The organism is Kosakonia sp. S57, assembly GCF_016516575.1.
Lineage (GTDB): Bacteria > Pseudomonadota > Gammaproteobacteria > Enterobacterales > Enterobacteriaceae > Kosakonia > Kosakonia cowanii.
On record NZ_JACVUL010000010.1, the window covers coordinates 35,196 to 55,761 of the forward strand.

Below are 20,566 nucleotides of genomic sequence, written 5' to 3' on the forward strand. Positions count from 1 at the left end.
TATGACAACGATGAAATTTAGCCCTTCACCCCGCCGGCCGTCAGGCCATTGACCAGCCAGCGCTGCGCCAGCAGGAACACCAGGGTAATCGGGATGGCGGAGAGCACCGCCGCGGCGGCGAAATCGCCCCATAAGTAGTTCTGCGGGTTGAGATACTGCTGCATCCCCACCGCCAGCGTGTAGCTGTCGACATCGCGCAGCAGCAGCGAGGCGACCGGCACTTCGGTAATGGCCGCAATAAACGACAGAATAAACACCACCGCCAGAATTGGCACCGACAGCGGCAGCAGCACCAGGCGGAACGCCTGCCATGGGGTCGCGCCATCCAGCGAGGCGGCCTCTTCCAGCGAGCTGTCGATCGTTTCGAAATACCCCTTGATCGTCCAGACATGCAGTGCGATCCCACCGAGATAGGCGAAGATCACCCCACCGTGCGTATTCAGCCCGATAAACGGAATGTACTGGCCTAAACGATCAAACAGGGCATAGAGCGCCACCAGCGACAGCACCGCCGGGAACATCTGGAAAATCAGCATCCCTTTCAGCAGCGTCGCTTTACCGCGAAAACGCATACGGGCAAAGGCGTAGGCGCAGGTGGTGGAGAGCGCGACAATGCCGATGGCGGTAATCACGGCGATCTTCACCGAGTTCCACAGCCATAACAGCACCGGGAAGGGCGGCGGGGTGACGCGCCCATCGGCATGCTCAACACTAAAGCCCAGCGCCAGACGCCAGTGCTCCCAGGAGATACGCTCCGGGATCAGGCTGCCGGTGGCGAAGTTGCCTTCACGCAGTGAAATGGCGATCACCATCAGCAGCGGGAACATAATCGCGGCGATAAACAGCAGCAGTAACGCATGGGTGAAAAAGAGCCGCAGCTTTTGCGATTTCGCCTGCACCATAGCCATAGTTTTCCTCCTCCTTAATCGAATTTCATGCGCGTGGCTTTCAGATTGACGATGGCCAGCGCGCCCACCAGCAGGAAGATCAGCGTGGCGATAGCCGCCGCAAGACCGAAGTCCTGGCCGCCGCCGCCTTCAAAGGCGATGCGGTAGGTGTAGCTCACCAGCAGGTCGGTATAGCCCGCCGGCGTGGTGGTGCCGATACGATCCGGGCCGCCGTTGGTCAGCAGTTGGATCAGCACGAAGTTGTTAAAGTTAAAGGCAAAGCTGGCGATCATCAGCGGCGTCAGGGGCTTGATCAGCAGCGGGAAGGTGATACGGAAAAAGTTCTGTAACGGCCCGGCGCCGTCCATTGCCGAGGCTTCATAGAGATCTTCCGGGATCGCTTTCAGCAGACCCATGCAGAGGATCATCATGTAGGGGTAGCCGAGCCAGGTGTTAACGATCACCACCATCGCGCGGGCAGTATTCGGATCGCTAAACCATGCCGGTTTAATGCCGAACAGCGCGCTCAGCATCATGTTGATCTCACCAAAGCTCTGGTTGAATAGCCCTTTAAAGATCAGGATCGAGATAAACGACGGCACGGCGTAAGGCAGGATCAGCAGCAGCCGGTAGACAGCCTTACCCTTTAACGACTCCCACTGCACAACGCAGGCCAGCACCATACCGACCGCCACCGTCAGCACTACGGTGAGGATGGAGAAGATCACCGTCCAGATAAAAATCTCGATAAACGGTTTCTGGATACCCTCATCGGTAAAGACGCGGGTGAAGTTATCCCAGCCGATAGTGACGGTATAACCGGGGCTCAGTTTCTCACTGGCCCAGCTGCCGTCGGCGTTAAGCGCCTGGTAGAAGCCGGTCTGGTTGTTCGGGCGATACTTGACGCCGCTCTGGTTATTGAGCAGCGTGCCATCCTGCTCAACCTGATAGAGCGGGCGGGTGCCGGAGAACTGGCGCAGCGAGCTCATCGCCACTTTGCTCTCATCCGGTAGTACCGCGGTGAGCTGGTTCAGCCCCTGGCGGTTTTGCGTAATCACACGCAGATTGGCGCGCTCGCCCGCAGGCAGCGCATCGACCTCTTTAACCTTCAGCTGCTGTTCGCCGCCGGGTTTAAAGGCGTCGGAGAGATAGTGTTTGCCGCTCTCGCCATCCGTCAGCGCTAATTGCCACTTATCCCCGTCCGGATAGAGGCCGAAGTTATAGGCTTTGCCCGCCTGATATGAGCGGTCGAGCAGCACCTGCTGCGCGCGCTCCTGGGTGAGCTGGTTAGTGCTGCTGTAGTTGGTAAAGGCGATGGCGATGGTGCAAATCAGCGGGAAGAGGACGAACAGCCCCATGCCCGCAAGACCCGGATAGACATAGCGCCAGGCGTACGCTTTACGATTGGCAAAAATGTAGAGGCCTGCCGAACTCAGCACGAGCGTGGTGATGGCAAAAAGGTATTCCCCCTGGGCATACATCATGACGACAAGGTAAGCCACCAGCAGCCCGATCACGGCGATGGCAGCCCATGCAACCTGCGAGCTTTGCCACCAGTGGCGTTTTCTTACAACATCCATGGGAGTGTCCTCTCTACACGCCCCTCTCCACGCCGCTTCGTTGTGAGCGAGGCAGCGTGAAATCTGGCGTGTATACAGCCTGTCCAGTTAGCCCTGCTCCGGGAGGAACAGGGCCGTTACGTTCTTACTTGGTGATGCGGCCCTGCGCATCTTTCAGCGCCGCATCCACGGTCTGGCGACCAGTCACGGCGTTGATCACCGCGGTACGGGTGGCGTACCAGAAGGCGGACATTTGCGGGATATTCGGCATGATTTCGCCGGTTTTGGCGTTCGCCATGGTGGCGGCGATGCGCGGATCTTTCGCTAACTGATCCTGATAGGATTTCAGCGCCACCGCGCCCAGCGGTTTGTCTTTGTTCACTTCCGCCAGGCCTTCATCGGTCAGCAGGTAGTTTTCAAGGAACTCTTTCGCCAGCTCTTTGTTCGGGCTGGCGGCGTTGATGCCTGCGCTCAGCACGCCAACGAAGGTTTTCGACGGTTTACCGTTGAAGGTCGGCAGCTGCGCGACGCCGTAGTTGATCTTGCTCTTGTCGATATTGGTCCACGCCCACGGCCCGTTGATGGTCATCGCCGTTTCGCCTTTGTTAAACGCGGCTTCGGCAATCGAGTAATCGGTGTCGGCATTCATGTGCTTGTCTTTGATCAGTTTCACCAGGAAGCTGAGACCGGCTTTCGCGCCCGCGTTATCCACGCCGACATCTTTCACATCATATTTGCCGTTTTCATACTTAAAGGCGTAACCCCCATCGGCGGCAATCAGCGGCCAAGTGAAGTAGGGCTCTTGCAGGTTGAACATCAGCGCGCTCTTGCCTTTCGCCTTCAGCGCTTTATCCAGCGCCGGGATCTCTTCCCAGGTTTTCGGCGGGTTCGGCACTAAGTCTTTGTTATAAATCAGCGACAGGGATTCTACGGAGACCGGGTAGGCGATCAGCTTGCCGTTGTAGCGCACCGCGTCCCAGGTGAAGGGAACCAGTTTGTCCTGGAAGGCTTTGTCCGGCGTCACTTCCGCCAGCAGGCCAGATTGTGCGTAGCCACCGAAACGGTCATGCGCCCAGAAGATGATATCCGGGCCGTCGCCGGTCGCCGCAACCTGCGGGAACTTCTCTTCCAGCTTGTCCGGGTGCTCAACGGTCACTTTGATGCCGGTATCTTTCTCGAATTTTTTACCCACTTCGGCCAGGCCGTTATAGCCTTTGTCGCCGTTGATCCAGATAACCAGCTTACCTTCTTCGATTTTGGCAAGGGCAGAGGCGGAGAACATCATCGTTGCCACTGCGGACAATGCGAGGATGCGTGCGCCTGTTTTGATTTTCATATATCCCGTCCTTTAGATGATGTGCTCATGAATACGCATAAGGTGGTTTGACGGGAGTAGTCTCCTTTTTTGGCAAGCGCTTCTCATCATCCCCACCCCTACGCCCCTGGGGTGATTTGTGTGATCTCTGTTACAGGGATTTTCGTTATGTGTCGCAGCGCACATAAAAATGCGCCGTTTTTTGCAAAGCCGGTCACGAATTTACCCGCCGCCCGCTCGCCGGGGGGGCAGAGCAGCGCGTCTCATCCTCCCATCTCCTCCCCCATAAAAAACGCAGGGGGTGGAGGATTCGCCGGAAAAATCCTTACGCCATAGTCAGGCCACTTTGAATGTATCCGTTGGTATCAGGTTGTAACGAAGGGAGATGGGGATGGCGAGCGTACAGCTGCGAAATGTCACGAAAGCCTGGGGCGATGTGGTGGTATCGAGAGATATCAGTCTGGACATTCACGAAGGTGAGTTCGTCGTGTTTGTCGGCCCGTCAGGCTGCGGTAAGTCAACGCTGCTGCGCATGATTGCCGGGCTGGAGACGATTACCAGCGGGGATCTGCTGATTGGCGATACCCGCATGAACGACGTGCCGCCCGCTGAGCGCGGTATCGGCATGGTGTTCCAGTCCTATGCGCTCTATCCGCACCTGTCGGTGGCGGATAATATGTCGTTCGGCCTCACGCTCGCGGGCGCGAAGAAAGATTTAATCAAATCGCGCGTCACCCAGGTCTCCGAAGTGCTGCAACTCGGGCACCTGCTGGAGCGTAAGCCGAAGGCGCTCTCCGGTGGTCAGCGTCAGCGCGTGGCAATTGGCCGTACGCTGGTGGCCGAGCCGCGCGTTTTTCTGCTCGATGAACCCCTCTCCAACCTTGATGCCGCGCTGCGCGTGCAGATGCGTATTGAGATCTCCCGTCTGCATAAGCGCCTGCGCCGCACGATGATTTACGTCACCCACGATCAGGTCGAAGCGATGACGCTGGCCGACAAAATCGTGGTGCTGGACGCCGGGCGCGTGGCGCAGGTCGGCAAGCCGCTGGAGCTTTATCACTACCCGGCAGATCGCTTTGTCGCGGGCTTTATCGGCTCGCCGAAGATGAACTTCCTGCCGGTAAAAGTGACCGCCACGGCGATTGAGCAGGTGCAGGTTGAGCTGCCCAACCGCCAGCAGGTGTGGCTGCCGGTCGACAGCGCGAACGTGCAGGTCGGCGCCAATATGTCGCTCGGCATTCGCCCGGAGCATCTGCTGCCCAGCGATATCGCCGATGTCACGCTCTCCGGCACGGTTCAGGTCGTCGAACAGCTCGGTCACGAAACACAGATTCATATCCAGATCCCCGCAATACGTCAGAACCTGGTTTACCGCCAGAACGACGTGGTGCTGGTAGAAGAGGGTGCCACATTCGCCATCGGCTTACCGCCGGAGCGTTGCCATCTGTTCCGTGAAGATGGCACCGCCTGCCGCCGGTTGCATAAAGAACCTGGCGTTTAAGCTACCCCACAAAGAGATTACACAAAGCCATTCGCATGATGTCGAGGCGGCAACGGCATGCACTTGTGAGCCTACAAAGGTAGGCGCACGGGTGAATACGGCAGCCAACAAAGCGTTAGCCGGACGGGTGCGTGTAAAAAAAGAAAAGCAAGCTCTCAGGAGATAGAACGATGATTACTCTGCGCAAAGTTCCTCTGGCAATCGCTATTACGGCAGGCATTTTGTCTGCTCAGGCGGGCGCTGTTGATTTTAAAGGTTATGCACGTTCCGGCATTGGCTGGACCGGCAGCGGCGGCGAGCAGCAGTGCTTCCAGGCCACCGGTGCGGACGCTAAATACCGTCTCGGTAACGAATGCGAAACCTACGCTGAAATTAAATTAGGTCAGGAAGTGTGGAAAGACGCTGATAAAAGCTTCTATTTCGACTCCAACATCGCCTACAAAACCGCTCAGTTGAATGACTGGGAAGACAGCAACACGCCAGCCGTGCGTGAATTCAACGTCGTGGGTAAAAACCTGATCGACGCGCTGCCGGGCGCTAACATGTGGGCCGGTAAACGCTTCTATCAGCGTCATGACGTACATATGATCGACTTCTACTACTGGGATATCTCCGGCCCGGGCGCAGGTCTTGAAAATATTGACGTTGGCATCGGTAAACTCTCGCTGGCCGCGACCCGCTCCTCTGAATCCGGCGGCTCTTCAGCCTTCGGCGACCGCGATCCTACGACGGGCATCAGAACCTACAACAACGATGTGCCTAACGACGTGTTCGATGTGCGTTTAGCCGGTCTGCAAACTAACCCGGACGGCGTGCTGGAACTGGGCGTGGATTATGGCCATACCAACATTCCGGATGACTACTACCTCGAGCCGGGCGCGTCGAAAGATGGCTGGATGTTCACCGCTGAACATACCCAGAGCATGATGAAGGGTTACAACAAGTTCGTGGTGCAGTATGCCACCAACTCAATGATTTCTCAGGGTAAAGGCCAGGCGCGTGGCGGCTCAGTAGATAACGACGGTCACCTGATCCGCGTGCTGGATCACGGTGCTATCAACCTCGCTGAGAAGTGGGACCTGATGTATGTCGGTATGTATCAGGATACCGATCGCGATAATAACCGCGGCAACACCTGGTACACCGTGGGCGTGCGTCCGATGTACAAATGGACACCGATCATGAGCACCCTGATGGAAGTGGGCTACGACAATGTGAAGTCTCAGGAAACGGGCGATCGCAACAACCAGTACAAAATCACCCTCGCGCAACAGTGGCAGGCTGGCGACAGCATCTGGTCCCGCCCGGCGATTCGTGTGTTCGCCACCTACGCCAAGTGGGATGAAAAATGGGGTTACGTGAAGACCGATGCTACCGGCAACAGCTCTTCCTTTGCAGCCAGCAATGGCACGGTAACACCGTTTGGCACCACCAGCCGTGGTGACAACGACGAGTGGACCTTCGGCGCGCAGATGGAAATCTGGTGGTAATCGAGTTTTACCCGCTGTAATGCATGAAAAGAGGGGCGCAAGCCCCTCAATTTTAGGTGAAGCGCGCTATTGCCTGGCTACCGCTCACAACGAAATTAAGGTGATAACAATGAAAATGAAAAAGAGTCTTCTCGCATTGTGCCTCACAGCTGGCCTGCTGGCTGCGCCCATGACCAGCTTCGCAGCGATTAACATCGTCCCGCAGGATCTCTCCGCCGCGCCTGCTATTCCTGCCTCCGCGCTTCAGCAGCTGCAGTGGACGCCGGTGAATGCGTCACAAACCGTCACTAACGATATCTCTGTTGCAGGACAGCGTCTGAATGTCAGCGGCATCAGCGGCCCGGTGATGGCCTATAGCGTGCCGGCGAATATCGGCGAACTGAATATTACGTTAAGCAGCAAAGTCAAAGATGAAAGCGTCTTCGCGCCGAACGTGTTGGTGCTGGACCAGAATCTGTCGCCAGCAGCCTTTTTCCCCTCCAGCTTTTTTGCCTACCAGGAGCCGGGCGTGATGTCCGATAACCGCCTCGAAGGCACCATGAAACTGACGCCTGCGCTGGGTCAGCAAAAGCTCTACTTATTAGTGTTCACCACGGAAAAAGATCTGCGTCAGACCACGCAAATGGTTGACCCGGCGAAAGCTTACGCCAAAGGAAACGGTAACGCGGTGCCGGATATTCCGGATCCCATCGCCCGCCATGCCACCAGCGGCACACTGGCGCTGAAAGCCAGCACCTCTTCCGCGTCCAGCATTCTTGTTGGCCCGCTGTTTGGCTCCTCGGCACCGAGTGCGGTGACGGTCGGCAACACCGCCGCACCAGCCTATAACACGCAGCCTGCATCAGCGCCGGTGGCTGCACCTGCTCCGGCACCTGCGGCGAAAAGCGAGCCGATGCTCAATGATACCGAGAGCTACTTTAACCGGGCGATCAAACAGGCGGCTGAGAAGGGTGATATCGATAAGGCCCTGAAATTATTGAATGAAGCAGAGCGTCTCGGGTCGAAAACTGCCCGTGCCACTTTTATCAGCAGTGTAAAAGGCAAGGGGTAATCTCTCCCCACGTTGTTGATATTTGTAGTAACTGGTGCGTCGCCAGACGCACCTTTTTTTCCGCCGTGCGGATGCGCTGTTGCTCAACTGTTGCACGGATGAAACGCGAATAAACTTTCCCGCCACTCACTTATCGGTTCTGCGATACACTACTGCGACGTTATGTACCGGAGAGTATGGCATGTCACATCCTGCGCTTACGCAATTGCGTGCGCTGCGCTACCTGGACGCAATCCCCGCGCTGGAACCGCAACTGCTCGAGTGGCTGTTGCTGGAAGATTCCATGACCAAACGTTTTGAACAACAGGGCAAAAAGGTCACGGTTACGCTGATCCGCGAGGGGTTTGTCACGCCTGATGAGATCGCCGAAGAGCGCGATCATCTGCCCGATGAAGCCCGTTACTGGCTGCGGGAAATTCTGCTCTGTGCCGACGGAGAGCCCTGGCTTGCCGGTCGCACCGTGGTGCCCGAGTCAACCCTGAGCGGCCCCGAACTGGCGCTGCAGAAGCTGGGGAATACGCCGCTGGGGCGATATCTTTTCACCTCTTCTACACTTACGCGTGACTTTATTGATATTGGACGCCACGAGCAGTTATGGGGGCGGCGCTCCCGCCTGCGTCTCGGCGGTAAACCGCTGATGTTGACCGAACTGTTTCTGCCCGCGTCACCGCTGTACTAAGAGGAACTGAAAATGGAGTGGAGTCTCACGCCAACTAAACTGTTGGCCTTTCATCGGCTGATGCGTACGGACAAACCAATTGGTGCGCTGTTACTGCTGTGGCCGACGCTGTGGGCGCTGTGGGTGGCGACACCTGGCGTACCGCCGCTGTGGATTTTGTTAGTGTTTGTCGCTGGCGTCTGGCTGATGCGCGCGGCTGGCTGCGTGGTGAATGATTACGCCGATCGTAAGTTTGATGGGCACGTCAAGCGTACTGCAAATCGTCCTTTGCCGAGCGGCGCGGTGACGGAAAATGAGGCGCGCGGGCTGTTTATCATCCTTGTGCTGCTGGCTTTTGCGCTGGTGCTTACCCTCAATCTGATGACCATTCTGCTCTCGGTCGCGGCGCTGGGCCTGGCCTGGATCTACCCGTTTATGAAGCGCTATACGCATCTGCCGCAGGTGGTGCTGGGCGCGGCGTTTGGCTGGTCGATACCAATGGCGTTTGCCGCCGTCAGCGAGTCCGTACCGCTGAGCTGCTGGATTATGTTCTTCGCCAACATCCTGTGGGCGGTGGCCTATGACACCGAATATGCGATGGTCGATCGCGACGATGATGTGAAGATTGGTATCAAGTCGACGGCGATCCTCTTTGGGCGTCACGACAAGCTGATTATCGGCATTTTGCAGGTGCTGGTGATGGCGATGATGGCGGCAGTCGGCTGGCTGAACGGGCTGGGGTGGATCTATTACGCCACCGTGCTGGTTGCCGGGGCGCTGTTTGTTTATCAGCAGGTGTTGATTGCAGACCGTGAACGCGATGCCTGTTTTAAAGCCTTTCTGAATAATAACTACGTTGGTCTGGTGCTGTTTCTGGGGCTGGCGGTGAGTTATCTGCACCTATAGCGCGGGTTTGTCGGGGTTGTGCGCTGAATCGACGGGCTCGTGCGCTAATTTGCTGCGCTCATGCGCTGAAGTGCCGGATGGCGGCTACGCCTTATCCGGCCTACGGGGTCGGTGCCGCTGAAACCGCCCAGGCCGGATAAGCGTTAGCGCGGCATCCGGCAATGAGCATACCGTTTAGCATTATCACGTAGGCCGGATAAGCGTTTACGCGCCATCCGGCACTACCGTCACTCCGCTTGCGTCGCGCTCTCGATCGTTAAACGCACATCCGATGTCATCAGCTCCGCCAGCATCTGGTAAACGCCAAGCGTGCGCGCCGGATCGGCGTCGCCGGTATCACTGATATAACCCTCGTCGCGCAGTGTGAGCACCAGCGTGCTGAAGACCGCTTTATCGAAGAACTCCGGTGCGTTGATGCCGTGCAGCACCGAAAGACGCTGCGCCAGCGTACGGCTCTCTTTCTCCAGCGTACTGCGGTTCATCGCCGGGTTGGCGCTCAGCAGCCAGAAGGTGATGGCATAACGCTGCAGCGTCTCGCGCGCACCTGCGGCCAGCAGCTGCAGAGTGCGTGAGTGTGCAGGATTGATGCTGAGAAGATCCTCTTTCAGGGTAATCAGCCCCTGGCGCACCAGCTCCTGAATCAGCTTATCCAGCACCTCCGCCAGCTCTGCAATTTCCCAGCGCAGGAACAGCTCGGCCTTCAGCATCGGGTAGAGCAGTTCCACATGACGCAGAATTTCACCGCGTGAGATGGCGCGATGCTGGGTCACAATCGCTGCGATCAGCGACGGCAGCATCAGCATATGCGCAATGTTGTTGCGGTAATAGGTCATCAGCACCGCCTGCTCGCGCGGCAGGATGATGATATCGCCGATGGTGTCCTTCTCGACCTCAAATTTGTTCATCTGCAGCGCGTGAGCGATAAGCTCAGCGGCGCTTGCGGACGGTGCGGTAGAGTCCGGGGAGTAGGGCACATTGCGCATCAGCTCAAGGTAGCAGTTGAGCTGCTCGGTGAGCTGCTCGCGCGTCAACGAGCGCTGGCGCGAAGCCAGCAGCGCCGTACAGCAGAGGTTCATGGCGTTTGCCGCACCGGCATTGTTGATGCGAACCATCAGATCGGCGGCGATGCTGTTAACCGTCGGCGTTAGCCATGCCGGGCGGATCGCTTCAATCGGATCGATTGATTCGCGCCACTCCGGTACATGGTGGTTCAGATAGTTCATCAGCGGGATTGGCTCGCCGAAGTTCACATAGCCCTGACCGAGGTTACGCAGCTTGCTGAGGCCGCGCACCATCTGCAGCAGGCTCTCTTTCTCTTTCGTCGCGCCGCGCAGCTCTTTGGCGTAGGTGCCGACCTCCATCACATGCTCGTAACCGATATAGATCGGCACCAGCGTGATCGGGCGCGTGCCGCCGCGCAGCATCGCCTGGATGGTCATCGACAGGGTACCGGTTTTCGGATCGAGCAGACGCCCGGTGCGCGAGCGGCCGCCCTCAACGAAATACTCTACCGAATAACCACGGCTGAAGAGCTCGCCCAGGTATTCACGGAATACCGTCGAGTAGAGCTTGTTGCCTTTAAAGGTACGGCGAATAAAGAATGCGCCAAGGCGGCGGAAAATCGGACCGGCGGGCCAGAAGTTGAGGTTGATCCCGGCCGCAATATGCGGCGGCACCAGGCCCTGGTGGTAAAGCACGTAGGAGAGCAGCAAGTAGTCCATATGGCTGCGGTGGCAGGGCACATAGACTATTTCATGGCCCTCGTGCGCCAGCTGGCGTACGCGCTCGGCGTTGTGCACGTTGATCCCCTGATAGAGCCGGTTCCACGTAAAGCCGAGGATACGGTCGGTCAGGCGAATCATCTCGTAAGAGAAGTTAGCGGCAATCTCTTCCATCAGCGCGATAGCGTTCTGCTGCGCCTTATCGTGGGAGATCTTTTTGCTGCGCGCTTCATCTTCCACCGCACGGGCAATCGCTTTAGACGACAGCAGCTTATTGAAGAGATCCTGACGCGCCGGCAGGCGTGGGCCAACGGCGGCCAGACGCTGGCGGGCGAAGTGCATACGCGCCACGCGCGCCAGTTTCTGCGCGATGATCTTATCCGTGCCGTGTTCGGTCGCCATGCGGCGCAGCGAAACCGGCGGGGAGAAGCGCACAAAGCTGTCGCGGCCAAGCCACGAAACAGCGAAGAATTTTTGAATACCGTTGAGCATGCGCAACGGCGGGTTGACCTCACCCTTTTCACGCCCCGGCGAGCGGCCAAACATCACCGATACCGGCACCATCTGCACATCCAGATCGGGATGGCTGCGGTGTAAATCCAGATAGTCGTGGAACAGTTTGATCGACTCTTCTTTCGGCGTGTAATAGGTGAATACGCGCGGGCCGCCGTGAATAAACACGTAGCGTGGTAGCAGCGCGCCATCGATCTCCAGCGGTTCGAGGGGATCGGGTAATTCATGCGCCAGGCACTGCTCGCGCAAGGTCATTAAGTCTGCCTTTGAGTTGTAAGGCAGCACGTACATAATAGGACGTGATGTGTCGAGCCCCAGTTCCTGTGCAGGTTCTGCGGGGATCGATTTACTTTTTACCAGCACGCTTAATGGTAAGTTCAGTAATTTGTAGTAAATTCGTGGCCAGCCGGACATAAAGGGTGTAAAGCCTCTGGTTATTAATAGTGCCATTGCGCCGCAAGAATATCAGAAAGCACGCATAATTTCTGTGGTACCGCTGCGTGTACCACTACTCATTGACGCTTAATAGTTAAAAAGGTTCTTTTCATGGCCAATAATACCACCGGTTTTACCCGGATCATTAAAGCCGCAGGATATTCGTGGAAAGGTGTACGCGCAGCCTGGATTAATGAAGCTGCATTTCGCCAGGAGGGCGTAGCCGTTGTTCTGGCTATTATTATCGCTGCATTTTTGGATATTGATGTCATCACGCGCGTCCTGCTTATTGGCTCGGTCACGCTGGTGATGATTGTCGAAATCCTCAACAGCGCTATCGAAGCGGTTGTAGACCGTATCGGGTCTGAATTCCATGAGCTTTCCGGCCGGGCAAAAGATATGGGCTCGGCGGCGGTGCTGATGACAATCTTACTGGCGCTCTTTACCTGGATCTCGCTTCTTTGGTCACATTTTCGATAGCGTTTCCATAATTCTATAACACTCTGGATTTTTGCTTAAATGTGGTTTCAAAATCGCCGTTGACTGTATATACTCACAGCATAACTGTATATACACCCAGGGGGCGGGATGAAAGCATTAACGGCCAGGCAGCAAGAGGTGTTCGATCTGATTCGCGATCGCATCACCCAAACCGGTATGCCACCGACGCGTGCGGAAATCGCACAGCAATTGGGGTTCCGTTCCCCAAATGCAGCCGAAGAACACCTTAAAGCGCTGGCGCGCAAAGGGGTGATCGAAATCGTATCTGGTGCATCGCGCGGTCTGCGCCTGCTGCTGGAAGAAGAGAACGATATTGGTCTGCCGCTGATTGGTCGCGTCGCTGCGGGTGAGCCGCTGCTGGCGCAACAGCATATCGAAAGCCACTATCAGGTCGATGCGAATCTCTTTAAACCGCATGCGGACTTCCTGCTGCGCGTTAGCGGGATGTCGATGAAAGATATCGGTATTATGGACGGCGATCTGCTGGCGGTGCATAAAACCCAGGATGCGCGTAACGGCCAGGTGATCGTTGCCCGTATTGAAGATGAAGTGACGGTGAAGCGCCTGAAAAAACATGGCAACACCGTTGAACTGCTGGCGGAAAACAGCGACTTCTCCCCGATTGTGGTTGATCTGCGCAAACAGAACTTCACCATTGAAGGGCTGGCAGTTGGCGTGATCCGTAACGGTGAATGGCTGTAACGCCTCTTTTCTCTGCTGTGGCGCCCCGTTTAGCGCCGCAGCGCCACGCTTCTCCTCTTTAACGACGCTTACGCTATGCCGCTGTTAACCGCATCCGACAAAGCTTTGTGGCGGCTTGCGCTGCCGATGATTTTATCGAATATCACCGTTCCGCTGCTGGGCTTAGTTGATACAGCGGTGATTGGTCATCTGGATAGCCCCGTCTACCTTGGCGGCGTGGCGATTGGCGCAACGGCAACCAGCTTCCTCTTTATGCTGCTGCTGTTTTTGCGTATGAGCACCACCGGGCTGACCGCCCAGGCATTTGGTGCAAAAAATCCCTCTGCACTCTCACGTGCGCTTGTCCAGCCTCTGCTGCTGGCGCTCGGCGCAGGTATCGTCATTGCGCTGCTGCGTACGCCGCTTATCGACCTGGCTCTGCATATTACCGGCGGCAGCGAGGCGGTGCTGGAACAGGCGCGGCGCTTTCTTGCCATTCGCTGGCTTAGCGCGCCCGCCTCGCTGGGCAATATGGTGCTGCTTGGCTGGCTGCTCGGCGTGCAGTATGCCCGCGCACCGGTGATACTGCTGGTGGTCGGCAACCTCTTTAATATCGTGCTCGACCTCTGGCTGGTGATGGGCCTGCATATGAATGTGCAGGGCGCTGCGCTCGCGACGGTTATCGCGGAATATGTCACCTTCTTTATCGGCTTGCTGATGGTGTGGCAGGTTTTACGCCGGCAAGCTATCTCTCTTTCGATGCTGAAATCCGCGTGGCGCGGCGGCGTTCGCCGTTTGCTGGCGCTCAATCGCGATATCATGCTGCGCTCCCTGCTGCTGCAACTCTGCTTTGGCTCCATCACCGTGCTGGGCGCACGCCTCGGCAGCGAAACGGTCGCCGCCAACGCGGTGCTGATGATGTTCCTCACTTTTACCGCCTACGCGCTGGACGGCTTTGCCTATGCCGTCGAAGCCCACTCCGGTCAGGCTTACGGTGCGCGTGATGGTAGCCAGCTGCTGCACGTCTGGCGCGCGGCCTGCAGGCAGGCAGGGTTTGTGGCGCTCGCCTTTGCCCTTGTCTATGCGCTGGCAGGAAGCACGCTTATTACGCTGCTGACCTCCATTCCTGAACTGCAGGCGGTTGCCGGGCACTATCTCATCTGGCAAGTGGTATTGCCGCTGGTGGGGGTGTGGTGCTATTTGCTCGACGGCATGTTTGTGGGTGCGACGCGTGCGGCTGAAATGCGTAACAGTATGGCGGTTGCCGCTGCCGGTTTTGGCCTGACTCTGCTGACGGTGCCGTGGTTGGGCAACCACGGTTTATGGCTCTCTCTGGCGGTTTTCCTTGCGCTGCGTGGCATCACGCTGGCGCTGATCTGGCGTCATCACTGGCGCAACGGCAGCTGGTTTGCCAATGCCGACAATGCATGAGGATCTGCGGCTTCGTCTGGCGTGTATGGTTAAAGATTCCGAATAAAAAACCGAACGCCGAATCCTTATCTACAATAATTAATACGTTCAGCACGCAAGAACGTCATTTTAACCGAACGATAAGGAGTCAATTATGAACAAAGACGAAGTCGGCGGTAACTGGAAACAGTTTAAAGGCACTGTTAAAGAGAAATGGGGCAAATTGACTGATGACGATATGACCGTCATCGAAGGTAAACGTGACCAGCTGGTAGGTAAAATCCAGGAGCGTTACGGTTACGCGAAAGACGAAGCGGAGAAGGAAGTTACGGATTGGGAATCACGTAACGAATACCGCTGGTAGCCAACACTTCCCCCTCAAGTGTATTAACCCTCACAGGCTACCCTGCCCGTAGGTACAAGGATGTACCTCCCTAATCACCCCTTATCTTCCACGTTTTATCTACAATCCCTTCATATTTCACGCTTTATCTGCGTTGGCTGCACTTGCTCACATGAGTCACATACTTTCGTATGCTCCCCATGATTCGCGCGTTTGCCGCCTTGCTAAAACGCGAAATCTTTTGGGATTGCCTTGTAAAAGAGAAACAGAAAAAGAAAAGTAAAAATCTCTAACGTGGTTTCTTCTTCACCTGCAGGCTGTGATCGTGCTGGCAATGGTCGTGATGACGACAGGCTTCGACCTCGACGCAGGCCGCGCATAAGCCGTGGGCTTCAATTACATTGTGGCGCAGGGCAAAGCCCATCTTCGCCGCCAGCGCATGCATAATATCTTCCACCCCTTCCGCCTGCTCCTCTTTAACCGCGCCGCAGCGGTCGCAGATAAACATCGCAGAGGTGTGCGTCGGCTGATCAAAGAGATGGCACAGCACATAGCTGTTGGTCGACTCCACCTTATGCACAAAACCCTGCTCCAGCAGAAAATCGAGCGCGCGATACACCGTGGGCGGCTTCGCCTGCGGTTCGCTCTCCCGCAGCAGGTCGAGCAGATCATAGGCGCTAATGGCGCTCTTTTGCAGGCTCAGCAAACGTAAAACTTCCAGACGCTGTGGAGTCAGGCGCACGTTGCGCTGCGCGCACAGCTTTTCAGCCTGCACTAACATCTCTTGCGAAGTGGTCTTATCCATAGGCGCTCTCGGGTTGGTGAAAAGATGAAGCTTCACACTTTACCATGTCCTGCCGGAAACGCCGAGACCGCCAACTTTAAAGACACTTTCGGAACTTTCCTTCCCGAAATGATTTTCCTCTTCTATAAATAGTGAGTGCCATCACTATAAATATGAACCGGCCGCCCTGGAGCGTTCGGAAGAGGTAGTGCCTTTTTCTACTGTTATTCACAGCAATATAAATTCCTGTTTGTGCGCAAACTAACAGGCTTAAATACTCATCTGGCTACGAGAACATACTGTGAAAATAAATGCGAAACTTTCGGTGGTCGCTATTGGTGTCTCCTTTTTTATGGCAAATCAGGCGGGAGCAGCCAATACATGGGCAGAGGCGCGTAACGATGCAATGGGTGGAACGGGCGTCGCATCGGCAAATTATGGCAGTGGAGCATTAATCAACCCGGCGTTGCTGGCGAAAGGTCAGCCGGAAGATGATGTCACCGTGATCCTGCCAAGCGTACAGGCACAAATTTCAGATAAGGATAATCTGCGCGACGAAATTGACTACATCAATGACAAAGTCGATCAGTATAAAGATGTCGTCAATAATCTGACGCCGATAGAGATTATTACCAACCCTTTCGGCACCGTCGATCAGTTCCAGAACGCGGCCAAAGATTTGGGTGACGAGCTGGTTAAACTACGTGGCAAAACTGCGCAGGCTAAAGCGGCAGCCGGTATTGCGGTCAGCATCCCTAACGATGTGCTCTCTGCGGCGTTTGTCACCAAAGCCTACGCCCACGCGCGCGTTAGCTCCAATATCGAACAGCAGGATATTGATTACCTGCGCAGCATTCAGAACAGCGATGCCGTTGCGGTGCGTGAAGCACTGGGCGCGGCGCTGTCGCCAAACGGCAGCGATGAGATCACCCGTAACCTGAACTCCACCGCTTCCGGACGTGGCGCGATTGTCACCGACTTTGGCGTGGCGCTGGCACATCAGTTTGACGCGGGCGGCATTCCGCTCTCCGTTGGCGTAACGCCGAAGCTGCAAAAGGTGTGGGTCTACAACTACACGGCGTCGATTTATGACTACGACAGCAGTGACTGGAACAGCAGCCGCTACCGCCGCGATGACACCGGCTTCAACGTTGACGTTGGCCTCGCCGCCGACCTTAATGAAAACGTGACGCTCGGCTTAACCGGCCAGAACCTCATCTCGCGTAATATCGACACCCAGGACGCCATTATTCGTAACGGCAGAACGGGCGAAGTGCGCAACTACAAAGATACCTACCAGATTAGCCCGATCGTCACCGCCGGTGCCGCATGGCATAACGAGCTGGTAACGCTGAGTGCTGACGGCGATCTGACTGAAACCAAAGGCTTTAAGAGCGAGAAGAACTCGCAGTATGTTGGCGTCGGTGCAGAAGTCCGTCCGCTTAACTGGCTGGCAGTGCGTGCCGGTTATCGCGCTGATGTGAAGGGCGATGACAAAGATGTCTTCACCGCCGGTGTTGGCTTCTCGCCGTTCAACCGCGTTCATCTTGATCTGATGGGGCTGGTGGGCGAAGACGAAACCTGGGGTGCTGGAGCACAGCTTAGCCTGACATTCTAAGGAGTAACCGGAGGCTCTGCGCCTCCGGTTTTTTTATTGCGGTTATGGCTTGTTAAGGGTGTTAAAACTGGTCATCAGGTTGCGGTAATCGGGAATATGGTTAGAGAAGAGCGTCCCGAGGCCTTCAATATCATTACGCCAGTCGCGGTGTAATTCACAGGCGATACCAAACCAGGTCATCAACTGCGCACCGGCCTGCGACATGCGATCCCATGCCGAATGTCGCGTGATTTCGTTGAATGTTCCTGATGCATCGGTCACCACAAACACCTCAAAACCCTCCTCAATGGCTGATAAAGCCGGAAAGGCGACGCACACTTCCGTCACCACGCCGGCAATAATCAGCTGTTTTTTACCTGTGGCTTTAACGGCATTCACAAAATCCTCGTTATCCCAGGCATTGATATTGCCCGGGCGCGCGATATAAGGCGCATCGGGAAACTGCTCCTTTAACTCAGGGACGAGCGGGCCATTTGGGCCGGTTTCAAAACTGGTGGTCAGGATGGTGGGAAGATTAAAGTATTTTGCGAGATCGCCCAGCGCTAGCACGTTATTTTTGAATTTGTCGGGATCGATATCCCGCACCAGAGAGAGTAAACCTGCCTGATGATCAACAAGCAGTACCGCAGCATTATCTTTATCAAGGCGAACATAAGGTGTGGTCATGTTTCAGCTCCTGTTACCCGCAGAGGTGAAGTGAATAGTGCGATTTATTGGAATAGAACTACGTTGACTAACAAAAATAATAGGTCATGGTTAAGTTTTGACCAGCGTGACGGCGCGGACCTGTTTGCGGATGCGGGCTGCACGCCGTCGGATTTAACGCATTTCTCTGTGCTAGAATGGCGGCCCGCGATTTCTGGAGCCGGTTTTTTTGCCCGCGCCTGAGGTGGGAGCGATGACGAGAGATTGATTTTAATTGCCCAAAAAATGCACGGTAATCCTGATATGACAAACACCCCTCAAACCTGCGTAACGTCCGCCGATTCGGCTTCTCACTGGCCCGGCCGATTCTCGGTTGCCCCGATGCTCGACTGGACGGACAGGCACTGCCGCTACTTCCTGCGTCTGCTGTCGCGCCACACGCTGCTCTATACCGAGATGGTGACTACCGGGGCGATTATTCATGGCAAAGGTGATTACCTGGCGTACAGCGACGAGGAGCATCCGGTGGCGTTGCAGCTCGGCGGCAGCGATCCGGCGCAGCTGGCTCACTGTGCGAAGCTTGCCGAAGCGCGCGGCTATGACGAAATCAACCTTAACGTCGGCTGCCCCTCCGATCGCGTGCAGAATGGCCGTTTCGGTGCCTGCCTGATGGGCGAAGCGCAGCTGGTGGCGGACTGCATTAAAGCGATGCGCGATGTTGTCTCTATTCCGGTCACGGTCAAAACCCGTATCGGCATTGATGAGCAGGACAGCTATGAATTCCTCTGCGACTTTATTGGCACCGTGGCCGGTAAAGGCGAGTGCGAAAGCTTCACGATCCACGCCCGCAAAGCCTGGCTCTCTGGCCTTAGCCCGAAAGAGAACCGCGAAATTCCGCCGCTCGATTACCCGCGCGTCTATCAGCTAAAACGCGATTTCCCGCACCTGATGATGTCGATCAACGGCGGAATCAAATCGCTGGAAGAGGCGAAAGCGCATCTCGAACATATGGATGGCGTGATGGTCGGGCGCGAAGCTTATCAAAACCCCGGCATCCTCGCGTCGGTAGACAGAGAGATTTTCGGCGTCGATACGCCGGATGCCGACCCGGTGGCGGTGGTGCGCGCAATGTACCCCTATATTGAGCGCGAACTGAGCCAGGGAGCCTATCTCGGCCATATCACTCGCCATATGCTGGGCCTGTTCCAGGGCGTGCCGGGCGCGCGTCAGTGGCGTCGTTACCTGAGTGAAAACGCGCACAAAGCGGGGGCGGATATCAATGTGGTGGAGCACGCCCTCAATCTGGTGGCGTCGAAACGCTAAGGCGTGCAGATTTATTGCGCAATCGTGGGATCGGTTACGAAAGGAGTGAGCGCTTCGTCACATCCTTGAAACATTTCCCCGTGCAGCCCGGTGAAGCAAATAGGATTTAGCGCGTAAATCTGTCACTATTCCGGCGTAACGAATTCATCGCGCTGTACCCTACAATACAGCCGAACAAAAAAAGAAAGGGCTTCCTGCGGGAAGCCCTAATTCTTTCTGCACAATCACTTACGGAATCAGCAGGCTCGATCCCTGGGTGGCCCGGCTCTCCAGCGCTTCATGGGCGCGCTGCGCATCGGCGAGCGTAAACTTCTGGCTCTCAGCCACTTCCACTTTGATGACGCCACTGGCGATCAGCGAGAAGAGTTCATTGCTCGCTTCCTGCAACTCGTCGCGCGTGGTGATGTAACCGTTCAGCGAAGGGCGGGTGGCGTAGAGCGATCCCTTCTGGTTGAGAATGCCCAGATTGACGCCGGTCACCGGCCCGGAGGAGTTGCCGAAGCTGACCATCAGGCCGCGGCGGCGCAGGCAGTCGAGGGAGGTTTCCCAGGTGTCTTTACCAACGGAATCGTATACGACGCTCACTTTTTTACCGCCGGTCAGCTCTTTTACCCGCTCAACCACGCTCTCTTCGCTGTAGTTGATCACCTGCCAGGCGCCCGCCTGCTGAGCGCGCTGCGCTTTTTGCGCCGAGCCAACGGTGCCAATCAGTTTCGCGCCGAGCGCTTTTGCCCACTGGCAGGCGATCAGGCCAACGCCGCCCGCCGCAGCGTGAAACAGGAACATCTCATTGGGCTTCACTTCATAGGTTTTGCGCAGCAGATAGAAGACGGTCAACCCTTTGAGGAAGGAGGCGGCGGCTTGTTCAAAGGAGATGGCGTTGGGCAGGACGGCGACTTTATCGGCAGGCACATTGTGCACGGAGCTGTATGCGCCAAGTCCCGATTGGGCGTAGACCACGCGGTCGCCAACTTTCACATCCGTGACGCCAGAACCCACTTTACTGACCACGCCGGCGGCTTCGGTTCCCAGCCCGCTTGGCAAGCCCGGCGGCGGATAGAGACCGCTGCGGATGTAGGTGTCGATATAGTTAATGCCAATAGCTTTGTTTTCGACCTGCACCTCATTTTCTGCCGGATCGACGGGCGTAAACTCCACAGCCTTTAAGACTTCAGGGCCGCCGTGCTGTTGAAACTCGATTCTTGTCGCCATGCTTCCTCCTGAT

Annotated in this window: 18 protein-coding genes; 11 read left to right on the forward strand and 7 right to left on the reverse strand. The window is 56.3% G+C overall.

The window, feature by feature from the left end:
- Nucleotides 1-17: 17 nt before the first annotated feature.
- The 3 genes from malG to malE form a co-directional block, all read right to left on the reverse strand.
- Nucleotides 18-908, reverse strand: coding sequence for a maltose ABC transporter permease MalG (gene malG / locus IAE48_RS11625; RefSeq protein ID WP_023478487.1), 891 nt, complete (start codon nucleotides 906-908; stop codon nucleotides 18-20).
- A gap of 14 nt (nucleotides 909-922) precedes the next feature.
- Nucleotides 923-2,467 (reverse strand): maltose ABC transporter permease MalF, encoded by a 1,545-nt coding sequence (malF, locus tag IAE48_RS11630; RefSeq protein WP_200134484.1) that lies wholly within the window; start codon nucleotides 2,465-2,467, stop codon nucleotides 923-925.
- 124 nt (nucleotides 2,468-2,591) lie between these two features.
- On the reverse strand, nucleotides 2,592-3,782 hold the full coding sequence (malE, locus tag IAE48_RS11635) for a maltose/maltodextrin ABC transporter substrate-binding protein MalE (RefSeq protein WP_023478521.1): 1,191 nt from the start codon (nucleotides 3,780-3,782) through the stop codon (nucleotides 2,592-2,594).
- 370 nt (nucleotides 3,783-4,152) lie between these two features.
- On the opposite strand from malE, the gene malK reads away from it, so the two are divergent.
- The 5 genes from malK (at nucleotide 4,153) to ubiA (ending at nucleotide 9,367) form a co-directional block, all read left to right on the forward strand.
- Entirely contained in the window at nucleotides 4,153-5,262 is a 1,110-nt protein-coding gene (gene malK / locus IAE48_RS11640) for a maltose/maltodextrin ABC transporter ATP-binding protein MalK (RefSeq protein WP_023478364.1), read from the forward strand.
- Between the two features lie 170 nt (nucleotides 5,263-5,432).
- Nucleotides 5,433-6,752: a maltoporin gene (locus IAE48_RS11645; protein WP_042712634.1), complete on the forward strand. Its 1,320-nt coding sequence runs from the start codon at nucleotides 5,433-5,435 to the stop codon at nucleotides 6,750-6,752.
- A gap of 109 nt (nucleotides 6,753-6,861) precedes the next feature.
- Nucleotides 6,862-7,803, forward strand: a complete 942-nt coding sequence (gene malM, locus IAE48_RS11650; protein WP_200134485.1) for a maltose operon protein MalM — start codon at nucleotides 6,862-6,864, stop codon at nucleotides 7,801-7,803.
- Nucleotides 7,804-7,984: 181 nt separating this feature from the next.
- A complete protein-coding gene (gene ubiC / locus IAE48_RS11655; protein WP_023478465.1) occupies nucleotides 7,985-8,482 on the forward strand; it encodes a chorismate lyase in 498 nt (165 codons plus the stop codon).
- Nucleotides 8,483-8,494: 12 nt separating this feature from the next.
- The gene (gene ubiA / locus IAE48_RS11660) at nucleotides 8,495-9,367 is read left to right on the forward strand and encodes a 4-hydroxybenzoate octaprenyltransferase (RefSeq protein WP_200134486.1); all 873 of its coding nucleotides are present in this window, start codon (nucleotides 8,495-8,497) and stop codon (nucleotides 9,365-9,367) included.
- 227 nt (nucleotides 9,368-9,594) lie between these two features.
- Here ubiA and plsB read toward each other — a convergent pair whose 3' ends face one another.
- Entirely contained in the window at nucleotides 9,595-12,015 is a 2,421-nt protein-coding gene (gene plsB / locus IAE48_RS11665) for a glycerol-3-phosphate 1-O-acyltransferase PlsB (RefSeq protein ID WP_200134487.1), read from the reverse strand.
- Nucleotides 12,016-12,147: 132 nt separating this feature from the next.
- On the opposite strand from plsB, the gene IAE48_RS11670 reads away from it, so the two are divergent.
- The 4 genes from IAE48_RS11670 to IAE48_RS11685 all read left to right on the forward strand — a co-directional run bounded on the left by IAE48_RS11670 (nucleotide 12,148) and on the right by IAE48_RS11685 (nucleotide 14,992).
- Entirely contained in the window at nucleotides 12,148-12,516 is a 369-nt protein-coding gene (locus tag IAE48_RS11670) for a diacylglycerol kinase (protein WP_042712640.1), read from the forward strand.
- Nucleotides 12,517-12,624: 108 nt separating this feature from the next.
- Nucleotides 12,625-13,239, forward strand: a complete 615-nt coding sequence (gene lexA, locus IAE48_RS11675) for a transcriptional repressor LexA (protein ID WP_042712642.1) — start codon at nucleotides 12,625-12,627, stop codon at nucleotides 13,237-13,239.
- A gap of 75 nt (nucleotides 13,240-13,314) precedes the next feature.
- Nucleotides 13,315-14,649, forward strand: coding sequence for an MATE family efflux transporter DinF (gene dinF / locus IAE48_RS11680; protein ID WP_200134488.1), 1,335 nt, complete (start codon nucleotides 13,315-13,317; stop codon nucleotides 14,647-14,649).
- 133 nt (nucleotides 14,650-14,782) lie between these two features.
- On the forward strand, nucleotides 14,783-14,992 hold the full coding sequence (locus IAE48_RS11685; RefSeq protein WP_042712644.1) for a CsbD family protein: 210 nt from the start codon (nucleotides 14,783-14,785) through the stop codon (nucleotides 14,990-14,992).
- A gap of 268 nt (nucleotides 14,993-15,260) precedes the next feature.
- Here the strand turns inward: IAE48_RS11685 and zur are convergent, their stop codons facing one another.
- A complete protein-coding gene (gene zur / locus IAE48_RS11690) occupies nucleotides 15,261-15,776 on the reverse strand; it encodes a zinc uptake transcriptional repressor Zur (protein WP_023478461.1) in 516 nt (171 codons plus the stop codon).
- A 331-nt stretch (nucleotides 15,777-16,107) separates the two neighbouring features.
- On the opposite strand from zur, the gene traF reads away from it, so the two are divergent.
- Nucleotides 16,108-17,373, forward strand: a complete 1,266-nt coding sequence (traF, locus tag IAE48_RS11695; protein WP_233631561.1) for a conjugal transfer protein TraF — start codon at nucleotides 16,108-16,110, stop codon at nucleotides 17,371-17,373.
- Nucleotides 17,374-17,415: 42 nt separating this feature from the next.
- Here the strand turns inward: traF and ycaC are convergent, their stop codons facing one another.
- On the reverse strand, nucleotides 17,416-18,039 hold the full coding sequence (ycaC, locus tag IAE48_RS11700; RefSeq protein ID WP_042712648.1) for an isochorismate family cysteine hydrolase YcaC: 624 nt from the start codon (nucleotides 18,037-18,039) through the stop codon (nucleotides 17,416-17,418).
- Between the two features lie 264 nt (nucleotides 18,040-18,303).
- On the opposite strand from ycaC, the gene dusA reads away from it, so the two are divergent.
- Entirely contained in the window at nucleotides 18,304-19,341 is a 1,038-nt protein-coding gene (dusA, locus tag IAE48_RS11705; RefSeq protein WP_369811773.1) for a tRNA dihydrouridine(20/20a) synthase DusA, read from the forward strand.
- 228 nt (nucleotides 19,342-19,569) lie between these two features.
- Here the strand turns inward: dusA and IAE48_RS11710 are convergent, their stop codons facing one another.
- Complete coding sequence (locus IAE48_RS11710) at nucleotides 19,570-20,553, reverse strand: quinone oxidoreductase (protein WP_200134490.1); 984 nt, start codon at nucleotides 20,551-20,553, stop codon at nucleotides 19,570-19,572.
- Nucleotides 20,554-20,566 lie beyond the last annotated feature (13 nt).

Excerpts from the sequence above, each read along its gene's own strand:
- malG (WP_023478487.1), bottom strand. The coding sequence starts at position 908 with ATGGCTATGGTGCAGGCGAAATCGCAAAAGCTGCGGCTCTTTTTCACC.
- malF (WP_200134484.1), bottom strand. The coding sequence starts at position 2,467 with ATGGATGTTGTAAGAAAACGCCACTGGTGGCAAAGCTCGCAGGTTGCA.
- malE (WP_023478521.1), bottom strand. The coding sequence starts at position 3,782 with ATGAAAATCAAAACAGGCGCACGCATCCTCGCATTGTCCGCAGTGGCA.
- malK (WP_023478364.1), top strand. The coding sequence starts at position 4,153 with ATGGCGAGCGTACAGCTGCGAAATGTCACGAAAGCCTGGGGCGATGTG.
- IAE48_RS11645 (WP_042712634.1), top strand. The coding sequence starts at position 5,433 with ATGATTACTCTGCGCAAAGTTCCTCTGGCAATCGCTATTACGGCAGGC.
- malM (WP_200134485.1), top strand. The coding sequence starts at position 6,862 with ATGAAAATGAAAAAGAGTCTTCTCGCATTGTGCCTCACAGCTGGCCTG.
- ubiC (WP_023478465.1), top strand. The coding sequence starts at position 7,985 with ATGTCACATCCTGCGCTTACGCAATTGCGTGCGCTGCGCTACCTGGAC.
- ubiA (WP_200134486.1), top strand. The coding sequence starts at position 8,495 with ATGGAGTGGAGTCTCACGCCAACTAAACTGTTGGCCTTTCATCGGCTG.
- plsB (WP_200134487.1), bottom strand. The coding sequence starts at position 12,015 with ATGTCCGGCTGGCCACGAATTTACTACAAATTACTGAACTTACCATTA.
- IAE48_RS11670 (WP_042712640.1), top strand. The coding sequence starts at position 12,148 with ATGGCCAATAATACCACCGGTTTTACCCGGATCATTAAAGCCGCAGGA.
- lexA (WP_042712642.1), top strand. The coding sequence starts at position 12,625 with ATGAAAGCATTAACGGCCAGGCAGCAAGAGGTGTTCGATCTGATTCGC.
- dinF (WP_200134488.1), top strand. The coding sequence starts at position 13,315 with ATGCCGCTGTTAACCGCATCCGACAAAGCTTTGTGGCGGCTTGCGCTG.
- IAE48_RS11685 (WP_042712644.1), top strand. The coding sequence starts at position 14,783 with ATGAACAAAGACGAAGTCGGCGGTAACTGGAAACAGTTTAAAGGCACT.
- zur (WP_023478461.1), bottom strand. The coding sequence starts at position 15,776 with ATGGATAAGACCACTTCGCAAGAGATGTTAGTGCAGGCTGAAAAGCTG.
- traF (WP_233631561.1), top strand. The coding sequence starts at position 16,108 with ATGGCAAATCAGGCGGGAGCAGCCAATACATGGGCAGAGGCGCGTAAC.
- ycaC (WP_042712648.1), bottom strand. The coding sequence starts at position 18,039 with ATGACCACACCTTATGTTCGCCTTGATAAAGATAATGCTGCGGTACTG.
- dusA (WP_369811773.1), top strand. The coding sequence starts at position 18,304 with ATGCACGGTAATCCTGATATGACAAACACCCCTCAAACCTGCGTAACG.
- IAE48_RS11710 (WP_200134490.1), bottom strand. The coding sequence starts at position 20,553 with ATGGCGACAAGAATCGAGTTTCAACAGCACGGCGGCCCTGAAGTCTTA.